Origin of the sequence: Microseira sp. BLCC-F43 (assembly GCF_041929235.1) — a bacterium.
Taxonomy (GTDB): Bacteria; Cyanobacteriota; Cyanobacteriia; order Cyanobacteriales; family Aerosakkonemataceae; genus Microseira.
The window spans coordinates 103,803-116,278 of the sequence record NZ_JBHFNP010000036.1; the positions used below are offsets into that span (position 1 = coordinate 103,803).

General features: G+C 44.9%; 12 protein-coding genes. 7 read left to right on the forward strand and 5 right to left on the reverse strand.

The window, feature by feature from the left end:
- Positions 1–2 precede the first annotated feature (2 nt).
- The 4 genes from ACE1CM_RS06115 to ACE1CM_RS06130 all read left to right on the forward strand — a co-directional run bounded on the left by ACE1CM_RS06115 (position 3) and on the right by ACE1CM_RS06130 (position 5,462).
- The gene (locus tag ACE1CM_RS06115; protein WP_374876510.1) at positions 3–4,337 is read left to right on the forward strand and encodes a hypothetical protein; all 4,335 of its coding nucleotides are present in this window, start codon (positions 3–5) and stop codon (positions 4,335–4,337) included.
- On the forward strand, positions 4,334–4,879 hold the full coding sequence (locus tag ACE1CM_RS06120) for a hypothetical protein (RefSeq protein WP_374876511.1): 546 nt from the start codon (positions 4,334–4,336) through the stop codon (positions 4,877–4,879). The genes ACE1CM_RS06115 and ACE1CM_RS06120 overlap by 4 nt, the downstream gene beginning before the upstream one ends.
- A gap of 263 nt (positions 4,880–5,142) precedes the next feature.
- Positions 5,143–5,283: a hypothetical protein gene (locus ACE1CM_RS06125; protein ID WP_374876512.1), complete on the forward strand. Its 141-nt coding sequence runs from the start codon at positions 5,143–5,145 to the stop codon at positions 5,281–5,283.
- A gap of 2 nt (positions 5,284–5,285) precedes the next feature.
- The gene (locus tag ACE1CM_RS06130; RefSeq protein ID WP_374876513.1) at positions 5,286–5,462 is read left to right on the forward strand and encodes a hypothetical protein; all 177 of its coding nucleotides are present in this window, start codon (positions 5,286–5,288) and stop codon (positions 5,460–5,462) included.
- 353 nt (positions 5,463–5,815) lie between these two features.
- Here the strand turns inward: ACE1CM_RS06130 and ACE1CM_RS06135 are convergent, their stop codons facing one another.
- Entirely contained in the window at positions 5,816–6,412 is a 597-nt protein-coding gene (locus tag ACE1CM_RS06135) for a hypothetical protein (RefSeq protein WP_374876514.1), read from the reverse strand.
- A 1,077-nt stretch (positions 6,413–7,489) separates the two neighbouring features.
- Here ACE1CM_RS06135 and ACE1CM_RS06140 point away from each other — a divergent pair.
- Positions 7,490–7,648, forward strand: coding sequence for a cysteine peptidase family C39 domain-containing protein (locus ACE1CM_RS06140; RefSeq protein WP_374876515.1), 159 nt, complete (start codon positions 7,490–7,492; stop codon positions 7,646–7,648).
- A 587-nt stretch (positions 7,649–8,235) separates the two neighbouring features.
- Positions 8,236–9,141: an ATP-dependent Clp protease proteolytic subunit gene (locus ACE1CM_RS06145; RefSeq protein ID WP_374876516.1), complete on the forward strand. Its 906-nt coding sequence runs from the start codon at positions 8,236–8,238 to the stop codon at positions 9,139–9,141.
- A 162-nt stretch (positions 9,142–9,303) separates the two neighbouring features.
- Here ACE1CM_RS06145 and ACE1CM_RS06150 read toward each other — a convergent pair whose 3' ends face one another.
- Both ACE1CM_RS06150 and ACE1CM_RS06155 read right to left on the reverse strand, forming a co-directional pair.
- On the reverse strand, positions 9,304–9,735 hold the full coding sequence (locus ACE1CM_RS06150) for a hypothetical protein (protein ID WP_374876517.1): 432 nt from the start codon (positions 9,733–9,735) through the stop codon (positions 9,304–9,306).
- An 89-nt stretch (positions 9,736–9,824) separates the two neighbouring features.
- The gene (locus ACE1CM_RS06155) at positions 9,825–11,096 is read right to left on the reverse strand and encodes an RNA-guided endonuclease InsQ/TnpB family protein (RefSeq protein WP_374876518.1); all 1,272 of its coding nucleotides are present in this window, start codon (positions 11,094–11,096) and stop codon (positions 9,825–9,827) included.
- A gap of 26 nt (positions 11,097–11,122) precedes the next feature.
- On the opposite strand from ACE1CM_RS06155, the gene ACE1CM_RS06160 reads away from it, so the two are divergent.
- Positions 11,123–11,269, forward strand: coding sequence for a ribbon-helix-helix protein, CopG family (locus tag ACE1CM_RS06160; protein ID WP_374876519.1), 147 nt, complete (start codon positions 11,123–11,125; stop codon positions 11,267–11,269).
- On the opposite strand, the gene ACE1CM_RS06165 is transcribed toward ACE1CM_RS06160, so the two are convergent.
- Both ACE1CM_RS06165 and ACE1CM_RS06170 read right to left on the reverse strand, forming a co-directional pair.
- Complete coding sequence (locus tag ACE1CM_RS06165; protein WP_374876520.1) at positions 11,266–11,766, reverse strand: hypothetical protein; 501 nt, start codon at positions 11,764–11,766, stop codon at positions 11,266–11,268. The genes ACE1CM_RS06160 and ACE1CM_RS06165 overlap by 4 nt on opposite strands.
- Before the next feature lie 14 nt (positions 11,767–11,780).
- Complete coding sequence (locus ACE1CM_RS06170; RefSeq protein WP_374876521.1) at positions 11,781–12,254, reverse strand: hypothetical protein; 474 nt, start codon at positions 12,252–12,254, stop codon at positions 11,781–11,783.
- Between the last annotated feature and the right edge of the window lie 222 nt (positions 12,255–12,476).

The following is a 12,476-nucleotide window of genomic DNA, read 5'->3' on the forward strand; positions in this document are numbered from 1 at the left end:
CGTTGACTGATATGTGGCAACAACAGCAGAATCAGATGAATAATGCTGGTAGCGATGTTGCCCAAAATATAGATCCTAGTCAAGAACCAAAAGTTGCTTTAGAACAAGCATTACAACAAGCACAACAAAAAATCGCCTCTATTCCCCAACCAGGGACAGATGTACCCAAATCTGAACCCTTACCTCAACCTCAAGTTGAGCAAATTGAAAAACCTGCTACAGAAACACCCCCCGCTACAGAAACTCCTCAAGTTCAAGATGTTGCTACCAAAGCTACCCCGGCAGCAGAAAAAACAGCAGAAGTTGCTTCTGTTGAAAGCACAACTGAAGAAACAACTCCTGAGATAGTTACCGAAACTTCAGAACAAGCACAATCACAACCAGCACAAGCAGAGGAAAAAGCACCTGCTGAAACTGCACCTGTACCTCAAGCAGAAGTTAAGGAAACCGCTGCAACTGAAGCAAAAGCAGATGAAACTCAAGTAGCTGAAACTGCGGAAGTAAAAAAACAGCAACCAGAACAAAAAGTTGAGCAGAATGTTAACCCTGCGTCACAACCTGCTGAGAAAGGTGCTGAAAGTAAGGTAGCAGTTGAGCAAGTAGATGAACAAAAAGTTAAATCTGGTCAAGTTATTCAAGGAGATTTACTTGCTAATCCCTTAGATTGGGCAAAAGGTATTTTAGATTCTCTTAAAGGCGATGCTTCCGCTAAAAAGAGCGAGTTACAAGGTGATTATAATGGCAAGCAATCTCAAGTAGATGGGACAAAACAAGAGCAAGGTAATCAATTAGATAGTGCTAAACAAAATAAGAGTAGTGAATTAGAAGCAAATAAACAAGCGAAAGGGAGTGAATTAGAAACAAATAAACAAGCGAAAGGAAGTGAATTAGAAGCGAATAAACAAGCGAAAGGGAGTGAATTAGAAGCGAATAAACAAGCGAAAGGGAGTGAATTAGAAGCGAATAAACAAGCGAAAGGGAGTGAATTAGAAGCGAATAAACAAGCGAAAGGGAGTGAATTAGAAGCAAATAAACAGGCTAAAACAGCAGAAATGGAAGTTAATAAACAAGCTAAAGGTGCTGAAATTCAGTTTGAAGTAGAAGCTAAAGGGACTGAAGTACAAACAGAAAGTGAAGCTAAAGGTACAGAAATACAAACTGATGCCCAAACTAAAGCTACTGAATTACAAGGAGAAGAAACAAACTTAAAACAAGAAACCACTAGCAAAGAGCAAGAAGTACAAACACAAGTAGCTGATAAAGTTACCAACCTGGAAAATAAAGCTGTTGAGTCAAAAGGAGAAATTGAAAGTAATTGGACAGGGTTAGAAAATAGTGCTACTTCAGAAATGACTGCCCTAGAAACAGAAGCCCAGCAGTTTTCCCAGACTTATATGGCGAAAGCTTCTGGCTTTATCGCTAAACTGAATGGGGCGTCAGCAGGGGCAAAACAAGAAGGGCAAAAACAAGGACAAGAACAAGGTAATAGTCAAGCTTTACAAGCAGAATGGCAAGCCCTCAAAACAGAAGCCCAATCAGTTTGGGGTGGGATTCAAGGTAAGGTTGCTCCTGTTACTCAGAAAGTTGAGCAAGGATGGCAAGGAATTAGCCAAACAGCCCAAAACGTTGGTAAAGAACTGCAACAACAAGGCGAACAAGTTAAGACTTCTGTAAATGATTCTGCCACCAGTGCAGGAGATTACCTCAATGAGAAATGGACAAGCTTAACTGGTAAAGCATCAGAAGGATGGGCAAGCTTCCAGGGTAAAGTTGGGTCAGCACAAAACTGGATTGGAGAAAAAGTTAATAATGCTACCAGTTGGGCAACAGAAAAAGCAGCAGCAGCAACTAATTGGTTATCGGAAAAAGTTAATAGTGCAGGTGGATGGATTGATCAGAAAACAGGAGGAGCATTTAGTTGGTTAGGTGAAAAGGTTAATAGTGCAAGTTCTTGGATTGGCGAAAAAGCCAGCAGTGCAACTTCTTGGATAGGTGAAAAAGCCAGTGCTGCCGGGACATTTATTACAGAAAAAGCTAGCAGCGCCACTTCTTGGCTGACTGAAAAGGGAAGCAGCGCGAAAAATTGGCTGACAGAAAAAGGTGAAGCTGCGAAAAATTGGCTGACAGAAAAAGGAACCAGCGCGGTTAATGCAGTCAGCGAAAAAGCTGGTTCTTTTGTCAGTGCATTACAGGAAAAAGGAAGCAGTGCTGTTTCTGCTATACAGTCTAAAGGAAGCTCGATTTTACAATGGCTGGGTGGTGCTGTAGGTTCGCTAGTTTCTGGAGTTCAAGAAAAAGCAGGTAGCGTTGTTTCTTGGTTGGGTGATAAGGTTTCCAGTGCTAAGAGTTGGGTACAGTCAAAAAGTTCTGGCGCATTAAGTTGGTTATCAGAAAAAGCTAGTGGTGCGGTAAGTTGGGTTCAAGATAAAAGTTCCGCCGGCTTAAGTTGGTTATCAGAAAAAGCTTCGGGTGCGGTAAGTTGGGTTCAAGAAAAAGGGTCTCAAGGCTTAAATTGGCTGCAAGAAAAAGGATCCGCGGTTGGGAATTGGGTTAAGGAAAAAGGGTCTCAAGGCTTAAATTGGCTGCAAGAAAAAGGTGCTGCTGTTGGTGATTGGGTTAAGGAAAAAGGTTCTCAAGCTTGGAATGGAGTTAAACAACTAGGAGAGTTAGGCAGCAATGCTCTCCAATGGGCTGGTGATGGGATTAAATCAGGTTGGGAATGGACTAAGAATAAAGCCACTGAAATTGGTAGTTGGGCGAGTGAGAAAGCATCACAAGGTTTAGCATGGGCTGGGGATAAGTTATCTCAAGGTTGGAATTGGGTACAAGACAAGTGGGGTGATGTATCTCAATGGGTTAAGGATAACTACGACACTATTAGCAAATGGGGACACGGCATTTTAGATTTTGTCGGTCTTGCTGCACCCTTTGTTGGTGCTGGAATTGGGTTTATTGTTGGTGGACCAGCAGGCGCAGTAGCTGGATGGGCTGCTGGAGAAGTTGTTGGTAATGTAGCTGATGCGATTAATACAGGTTGGTATCTTGGGGAGTCGGGATATTATGCGTCCCAAGGTAATAGTGAAAAAGCACAAGAGGCATTAACCAATGCTGCTTGGTCAGGTGTGGGTTTAATTCCGTTTGGGAATATAGCTGGGAAAGCAGGTAAATGGCTGGGCAAAACAAAAGTCGGTAAATGGGGTGGGGATGCGCTTGAAGCACTTGGTAAAACAAAAGTCGGTCAATGGGGCGGAGATGCCCTCAACTGGATGGGTAAGCAGGGAGGAAAGGCCGTAGATTGGCTAGGTCAACAAGGAGGAAAAGCTTTAGATTGGGCTGGTAAACAAAGAGAAAAAGCTATCAAATGGGGTGGAGATGCCCTCAACTGGGCGGGTAAGCAGGGAGAAGATCTTCTAAGACCTGTGGATGACTTGCTGACGGGGCGCAATTTGGAGATGGCAGGTGTTCCTCGAGGGGCTGTACCAGATATCAGTGCCCCAACGCCTACACCGCGTCCTAAAGAAACAGCGCCTGGGAAACCTCGAGTAGTTGAAGAGACTACACCTGCGAAACCTCGAGTAGTTGAAGAAACTACACCTGCGAAACCTCCGGTGGCTGAGGAGACTCCACCCACTAAACCTCCAGAATCAGAAAAGAACCCTACCCCATCTGAAGTGACGACCACCACACCTGACGCGGCTGTGAAAGTGCCCGATGGCTTAGGGGAACAGGCACCAGGAGGAGCAAGGTACGTTGATCTTGATGGCGTAAAGCAAAAGACAATCCGTCAGTACCAAGAGATCGCCGCCATGACTGACGATGTCGCTAGGATCGCACAAAACACAGGGATTCCCGAGCATTACATTGCCAAGGTCAAAGAGCATATCTTCCTTAAAGAACACGAACTTGAGGTAGCCAATTACGTCACACAAACAATCAGGCGTGAGAAAGGCAATTTCGCTCCGCTTGAAGACATTGCTGAGTCCTGGATGAATGCTATGAATAAACCCATGCAAGCTGAGGAGTTTGTTGATGAGCTTGCCAATTTCAGGCAATTCATAGCACACGAGTATGTAGAAGCGGGCCTAATGGATGATGGACTGCCGTATATGAATCCCAACTCTTGGAGGGAACACCCAAATTATGGTTGGGGTAACTATCCAATGCCGGGTGATGAAGGATATGGAGCCCATAACCTCGCCCCCAATCCCAATCCACGTCGTTCTTCCTTCGGTCACTGGGAGAAAGATCTTGGTAAGTCCTCGGAGGGATTATCATTGGCTGAGGATATCTCGAATCTCGATCAAGTGCTTGAAGAGATAAGAAAAAGAATCAAATGACCCAAGACAACAGCGTTGACAGAGCAATAGAGCGAATCAAGGCGATCAACTGGGAGCTAAACGATTCTCGTACCGCCTCCCACATTGCTTTATTTCGGGAATACCTGAGACGCGCTTCCCTATGGGCAAAAGCTTTAGGTTGTACCGATGAATGGCCCTTCTTTGACGTGGCAGCTCAGATCGATCCCTCACTACGTGCTGATGAAGCCAAGGTCGAAGTACTCAAGCGCCATCTGACACAATTCCGTCTATTCCGCCCCATTAAGCGAACGTGTGAGTGGTTCGTCCATTGGGCTGTAGTGAAGGACAGGCCGGAGGTGACCAAATTTGCTCTTCCAGACCCCTATGACCCCCTGATCGTCATGTACGAGCGGGGAGGCGATTTCTATGCCGAGCATGGTTTCTTCTACTTCTCTGTTGGAAGCTTTCCCATAGGGAATTGCAGCCAATACTACAGCTTATCCCCAAACATATTACTGGATGAACAAGTGCTAGATCAGCTCGACACCAAGCATATTGAGGTTTCCCGCTCCTCGAAATAGCGAAGGCTTTGCCCTCCTCGTTCAGCACCTCTTCGCTGCCTCCTCCAGCTCTAGCGTTGTGAAAATTATCAGTGTGGCTGAGCATTTCTGTCAAATGATGTCAGGTTCCGCTGAGTAGTTTATGAATCTCTATACATTAGGATTTCTGTGCAATTAATACTGAGAAAAAAACATTTTCTTTGGCTCGATTCCACCCCCTCGCGTTACTTCCTCATTCCCAACAACCATGCTCTTCCTAGTGAAGACTTCATCCTTAAACTGAGATGAACGAGAATTTATCTGACCAAACACCATCAACCCAAAAGCTGGTTGCCACACTTTTGGGTGTCACCCCAGAAGAACTGCAAAACAATCCTGAAGCAGCCCGCTCTGCCTTAGTCACAATCTACACTAAGCTAGGATAATCATGGAAAACCAATCCGACCAAAACCAATCCCCAACTCCCGCTAAAACCTTGCAGCAAGAATACCAAGACGCCTTGTTAAAATCAGGGATTGTTGCAGCTAATTTACTCACTGAGTTAATCGGGTTATCATGCCCGATCCCCGTGCTAAAGAAATGGCTGATGTCGCTCTGGAAGTAATTAAACTGATTAATTCCGCTCCGGGCGAAATTGTTAAATTTAATGGGGAAAAATAATCGGTCTTCTTATAATCAAGTAAATAGGCGATCGCTTAAGCCTAGGTTCGGTATGATAGGTGATGCGATCGCCTTCGGTTTTTGTTTGGCGATCGCATTACAAAACAAAGTGCTATTTTTAGCATAGAGTCTAAACGGAAGTTGCCCCCTACCTGGGGCAACTTCCGTTTAAAAACCCCGTCCGATTCAGCAAATTATACGGAGTTTTTATCAGTATGTCGAGAGCATTATAACTATAAAAAACAGCGAATTCAAACTATTAGTGCATCCAAAAAAGCACAATTGCTATGATTAACTTTATCGCTGTTTATTGCAACAACTTGATTGACGACTGCGTAATTTTCCCAATGTAGCTACCAGACCGAATCCCAACAACGCAGACGCACCAGTAGGTTCGGGTATGCTTGCAGGAGGCGATACAATTGATGATTGGTAAGTGCCGCCCACCACCGCTCCACTACTTCCTACTATTGAAAAATTTCCCGCTCCCGCGTTGAATGCAAATAGCTCACCGCTGTTACTGTTGAAAAAAGCACCGACATTATTAAATACACTGTTAAGTAGTCCAGGAACGAAAAAGCTAAAGGGAACAAAAGGATTGAGCGTTCCCGAAACATTTCCTACATTTAATTCTAAATCTGTTACGAGAAATAAAGGAAACTGTTCCGGTCCCGATGGATTTTCTCTGCCAACAATTGTATTTGTATCGTAAATAAATGAACCAGCCAAAGTATCACCGACTTTAACTTGTTGCGGATCTATGTTGAAAGTCTCGGTAACCGTTCCGCTAAATTCTACTCGCGACAAATTAGCAGCACTTGCCGAAGTCACACCTAAAGTCACTAAAGCAACAGACATTACTCCAGACGTAACAATTGATTTTACTGCTGTCACAAATTCTACTCCTTTATCCAAGGCAAGCTCACTAGGAAAATACGGGTTTATAAATGCGACCTTGACGCAATCATACGCAATAAAAAGTCAAGTTAGGATGAACTTATAACAAAGTTTTCGTGTAATTTACGTAACAATACGTAAATTACTGCTCCAGCCGCGCTAGGGTGTCGATCGAGTTTCCCGCCGTCACCACCTACACGCCATTCACCGCAAAACCGGGCAACTTCACTTCTCCTTGGGTAAAGCACAGCAGCGGTGTCAACTATTTCGCTCTTTTGAGTTGTTTCACTGCCACGGTCTGCCCTTTGACCTTGGTGAGCAAATCCCCTTCTTCAAAGTCGTAGATATTTCTGCCGTATCGCTTCCTCTGTTAAATTTTCTCAGGCTTCTTATAATCAACTAAATAGGCGATCGCTTTGGCATTTTCCTCAAAATTTAGCACAGTCAGAACTTACGCAAAGAAACTAAGGGCGATCCGAAAAATCGTTGGTTTGGTTGCCAGAGATATGTCTCCCTTCCCCACTCGCGTTCGACTCTTCACCTTTGTTTCTTTTCTCGTCTTGCGTAAGTCCTGACACTCAGTCCGGGACAACTGCAACTTTAAGCTATATCGAGAGTAATTCCGCAATTATTTTTCTTAATTGATCAGCGTAATTTATTACCGATTTGGAATTTATTACCGATTTGAGCGATCGCGCTTCTGAACAAATTTCTGGTGGCGCAGACAATTGGGGAAAACTAACTTCCGCAGCCATTGCTAACTGATTTAATCAAGGAGAACACGCATCCAGCTTTGCTGGAGAACCCCGTCAGGAACTGGGAAATTTGAACAAAGACCTAGCAGATGCTGGTTTTGGTAAAAAACAAGGTTTGGATGCGTTAACTAACTTCATTTCTTCGCAACTCCCTTAGACCGCATCTTGCCCCAGGGCTAACACCAAAGTTTCTGGCAAATAGCTAAACTTAAAAGCGTAGATTTTTCGTCAAGAAGCCCGGTTTTTCAAGGCTTGTTGAGAATGGTGCAATATCTGAGTTAGGCAATTGTTTAAGTCCTTATCTAGTTGCCGCTCAAAAATGAAATACCCTATTGTTCAACATATTGAAGAAGACTGTGGTGCAGCAAGTCTTGCTACTGTTTCCTTACACTACAGACGCAGATTTTCCATTAGTCGCATCCGAGAGTTGGTACTGGACAATCCCTCAAGCTTTGCAGTCAGAACGGTACATTGCTAAACTGTTTATAAAACATGACGAGATGCACAAAACCCCCTCTTATACGCGGGATGTAGTGCTTGCCGGGACTTTTAAGTCCCGTGAAAGTTGGAGGCAACTATGCTAAAATAGATTTCGTCAGTACAAGACTATAAAACCTACCGACCAACTGGGGGAAATTTGACAACCGAAAATCCCGTTGTCAGACTAAAATAGCAAACTTCCTTTAAACAAAAAGATGGCGCTAGGCTTTCCTTAATTCTCAGTATATTAAGACCGCAATGTCTTAAGAAGACCCGTACCAATAGGCGCGGGAAGTGTCAAAAGTGTTGCAATCATAGCTTCCAGTTTGACTGCCAAAATATTCATAGATGTGCTGGTGAACGCTAAAGCCGAATTGTCCTGAACCGTCTTTTCGCTCTGGCAATACCTATTGCAACAACTCGATAAATTATCCGCCAACCAGACTCATATTATCACCTCGTCTCTGAAATTTTATCCGAGGATAAAGAATAGTTATGTACTCAGATAGGGTAGCTTGTTACAAAGAACTAGAAGAGTTACGAAGGTCAAAACTATTAGTTTATATAACTGGAGACAGACCTGGTATGGAAACACAAATCCAGCACGAGGTTTTAGATTATTTCTCAGAGCATTTAGATACGTTCGCTTCACAAAAAAAAATCAGTCTGTATTTATATAGTACTGGAGGCGATATCTTAGCCGGATGGAGTATTGTTAACTTAATTCGACAATATTGTGATGAATTTGAAGTAATAGTTCCCTCAAAAGCCAGAAGTACAGCTACCCTAATTACCCTAGGAGCCGATAGAATTATTATGACCAAGAAGGCGACGCTTGGACCAATAGATCCAAGTGTTACTATTCCTCTTAATCCTCAGACTTCTGGAAGTCCAGAGAGAGTTAGATTCCCAATCAGTGTGGAAGCTGTTGCCGGTTATCTCGAATTAGCAACAGCCGAACTAAATATAAAAAATGAGCAACTCCTAACCTCGATACTCTTAAAATTATCAGACTTGGTTCATCCCCTGGCACTAGGTCAGATTTATCGGACAAGATTACAAATACAAGCCCTGGCTGCAAAACTCTTGAAAACTCACCTAGATGACGAGAATAAAATCGAAAAGATTATCTCTTTTCTATCTAGCAAATCAGGCAGTCATGACTACACTATTCATAGTAAACAAGCGGCATTTGATCTGCATCTGCCCATAGAGGAGCCTGATGAGGAATTAGATCGAATAATTAAAAAGATTTACGATGATTTTAGAGAAGAACTAGAACTCAATTCAAGATATAACCAAAATATATTTATCGGTGAAAATAATAAAAAAGAGTATTCGTTTACTAGAGCGGCTATTGAGAGTATCAGCGGCGGCTCTCACAAATTTATCAGCCAGGGTGTATTAGAAAAATCAGAATTGCCAACAAAAGCAGAACTGGTCAAGGACATCAACGATAAAAGAATCTTTGAAGGATGGAAACATGAATAACAATTGTCTTGAAGCAGTTCTGCCTGAATAGGGTTTGTGCAATCCCACGACTCAGGGGACACCGATACTCGGCTATATCCGCAATTTGCCAAAAGAAACCCGGTTTCTACGAAAAATCGTGGGTTTGGAACAGAGCCAGGTCGAAACCGGGTTTCTTTTCTCTTATTGCGTAAGACCTGCTTTTGCTGCTGCAATTTGTTGATACTCCTGTTCATACAGGGAGATACAACCCTGCACGATTTCCAGATTTCTAGCGTTGGCTTGGCTGTTGACTAAAGACGAAACCTCGCCCATCTGTAGCGCCAGCTCGGCTAGCTGGTCGCACATCAGACCAAGGCGAGGCAAATCACGGGTAGTACGCTCCTGCCCTGCGTAATACAGGTTGTATTCCTGGATAATCGTGTTAGCCGCCGCCCCCAAACTGGCGATGCGCTCGGACAAGGAAGAAGCCTGATGCTCCAGTTCAATCATTCCCAGTTCTCGGCGCAGGGAATTGAGGTTTTCTGCGACTAGCTGGAGGTTAGTGGCGCGTGCGCCCCCGTCCTCTAGGGCATCGAAAGCTGGGTCGGACAGCTCGTCACGAATTTCCTCCAAGTTGTCGATGACCCGCTGTAGTAACCCTGGTCGGCGTGACAGGCGAGGTTGTCCGGCAAAGTGCCCTCGGTAAGTGACATCCTCCCCTTCTAACCGCTAAGAGCGGTATAGAAGGGGCTTCCCAAACTCACGATTGAGAATTGCTGCCTCATAGGACTTGCACCCAAGTATCCTCCGCAGCCAGCAAACGCTAGTCCAAGCGTCCGTTGTACCCGATTCAAAATGTTAATTCCAGAGTTCCAGTCTCGATCAATCACTAATTTACAGTGAGGACAGTTGTGAACTCTATCTTTGAGGGTTTTTTCAACCCTTTGACCACAACTAGAACACTCGATACTCGTACCTCTAGGGTCATCTCCAATTGCCCACTTACCGCGTTTTACCGCTACTGTTTGCAGGATATTCAGGAAACTTCCCCAAGCGGCATCCAGTATCGACTTGGCAAGTCGGGTTTTTGCCAAGCCCTTAATGTTCAGATTCTCAAACGCTATCAGGTCATACTGACTGCACAGCCAATGTGCGACTTGATAATGAAACTCTTTTCTCTGTCTGGCAACGTACAGGTGAAGACGAGCAACTTTGTTAGATTGCCTCTGGTGATTCTTAGAACCCTTCTCCATTCGTGCCAGTTGCCGTTGTTGACGAGCTAACTGTTGTTGAGACTTCCGATAAAACTGAGGAATCTCTACGGCTTGTCCATCTGATGTTGCTAAAAACTTCTCCAGTCCAACGTCTATGCCAACAGCGCTTTTTACTTCATCAACAGGCAACGGCTCAGGAACTGTGTTGTCTTCAAGAGACAAACTCATATACCAACCATCAGACTTCTTAACCAATGTGGCTTGTTTAATTACAAACCCGTCAGGGATCGGGCGATGCAGAATTACTTCAATCTCGCCAATCCTTGACAGCTTTAGGATGTTGCCTGTTAGGTGTGCGCCTGCTTTTGGGTGGTTTACTCTTGGGAACGTAAACGAACAAATGTCACCCCGTTTTTTGAAACGAGGGCGACCACCTCGCTTACCTGTTTTGTCAGGAATCAACCAACGCTTCCAAGCTTTATCTAGCCGCATTAAGTTCTGCTGTTGGCAATCGGCATAGATGTTTTTGTACTCAGGAAACAGTTCTTTGGTTTGCTTTAAATCAGATGCTTGTGAGTAATAGTCAACTTTGTTAGGGATATCACCTATCGGTTCAGAGACAATACTGCATCGGTCAATCTGACATCGGGTGCGATGCAACCAATCCAGTCTTTGACCAAGGGCGTAATTGTAATGTCTACGCAGCAACTCTCCCCAGACCTCCATCGTGGATGCCTGTTCGGGGGTAGGGTTGAGTTTGTACTGATAGGTGATTAACATACTGGTATTATACCGCTTTTATCAGTATGAAGCACTTGACTATTAACATCCCTGAACAAGAGCTAGCAATCCTCAAAACCTACTGTGAGCAAGAGGGAAGAAACCAGACAGATGTACTTAGAGAATACATTCGTAGCCTCAAAAAGAAGATTAGACGCGACGACAAAGATTAATTGGAAGCCTCCGTACCTCCGGCTTCCCGCCTATCCCCCATGCCACCAAACCCTATCGGGCTATGGTGGCAGTACCCCGGCGAAATTCCGATGGCGAATTGCTCGTTAATGCGATCGGCTAGATAGGCAGAGCGCTCCGCGAGGTTTTCTGAGCGTCGGGTAGCAGCGATCGCATCCCGTTCGCCCTCGAACAGCGCCAGTTCAGCATCGATGCGCGTTTGGAGTTGGAAAATCTGCTCCTGTACTATCGTCTCTGCGCCTTCTTGAAGCGCTTCCCCACGCTGCTTGAGGTTTCGCAGATGAGCAATCAACTCGTCTAACTGCCTCAGATCTCGCGTAGCTCTGGTTTTTCCAGCGAAGTGGCGATTGTAACGAGCTACGATGCTATAAAATTCACGTTGTAAAGCAAGGATGCGATCGCTCTGGCGGTTGGATTGCTCAACCGACTCGGTTGTTGTTTCGGGGACGATCGCATTGGGTTGGGAGAGTTCTGGCATAATTTTCCTGATAATTATCTCGTCCTTGCTTGCATTGCAGATTCAATCGCCGTCTTCCAGCCGTTAGGGTCGCCAACTAGCCAAGCTGCAGCATCTCCCCCTGTGGCTGTTTGAAACTCGACTTTTACCACCTGGCGACCGATAATCCGCTTGCCGAGGTGAGAATTAACCTGAGAGACGCCTTGAATCTCCACTAGGGGAATGCGGATTTCTTCTCGCGTGATGAACTGACTGAACCATAGCTCCTGCCGGGTCAGCGCTAGCACGCCATTGCCACGGAGTTGACCGCGACCGCGCGATTCGAGACCAAAAAAATTGGCGGTTGTCTCGGAGCGCAAAATTTGGTCATCGGTGAAGCGTTCGTGCAGGCGCTGTTGACCAGAAGTTTGCATCCGCTTGAGAAACACGGAGAAGAACACCCAAAGACTGATGCCCACCAGCGGCACGACCACGGCGGCGATCGCCAATCCTAGCGTTAGTCCGTCCATAAGCTTTACCCTGTTTGTTGTGCCCGTTAGCTTTAATTGTGCTCTCGTGAGGCGTAAGCCTAGAGCATGGAGAGTCTTGCTACCGCTGCTAAAAACCTATTCAAACCTACTCAAGAATCAGCAAATCTAAACAAGTCCAACTCCACGGTATAAGTTCGCTCAATTAGAAGTGCGTTTACGCTTGGTTCCTTCGTTCCATAACTCAGGTTCCTTGACCACTAA

Excerpts from the sequence above, each read along its gene's own strand:
- ACE1CM_RS06140 (WP_374876515.1), top strand. The coding sequence starts at position 7,490 with ATGAAATACCCTATTGTTCAACATATTGAAGAAGACTGTGGTGCAGCA.
- ACE1CM_RS06155 (WP_374876518.1), bottom strand. The coding sequence starts at position 11,096 with ATGTTAATCACCTATCAGTACAAACTCAACCCTACCCCCGAACAGGCA.
- ACE1CM_RS06160 (WP_374876519.1), top strand. The coding sequence starts at position 11,123 with ATGAAGCACTTGACTATTAACATCCCTGAACAAGAGCTAGCAATCCTC.
- ACE1CM_RS06170 (WP_374876521.1), bottom strand. The coding sequence starts at position 12,254 with ATGGACGGACTAACGCTAGGATTGGCGATCGCCGCCGTGGTCGTGCCG.
- ACE1CM_RS06125 (WP_374876512.1), top strand. The coding sequence starts at position 5,143 with ATGAACGAGAATTTATCTGACCAAACACCATCAACCCAAAAGCTGGTT.
- ACE1CM_RS06130 (WP_374876513.1), top strand. The coding sequence starts at position 5,286 with ATGGAAAACCAATCCGACCAAAACCAATCCCCAACTCCCGCTAAAACC.
- ACE1CM_RS06120 (WP_374876511.1), top strand. The coding sequence starts at position 4,334 with ATGACCCAAGACAACAGCGTTGACAGAGCAATAGAGCGAATCAAGGCG.
- ACE1CM_RS06145 (WP_374876516.1), top strand. The coding sequence starts at position 8,236 with ATGGAAACACAAATCCAGCACGAGGTTTTAGATTATTTCTCAGAGCAT.
- ACE1CM_RS06165 (WP_374876520.1), bottom strand. The coding sequence starts at position 11,766 with ATGCCAGAACTCTCCCAACCCAATGCGATCGTCCCCGAAACAACAACC.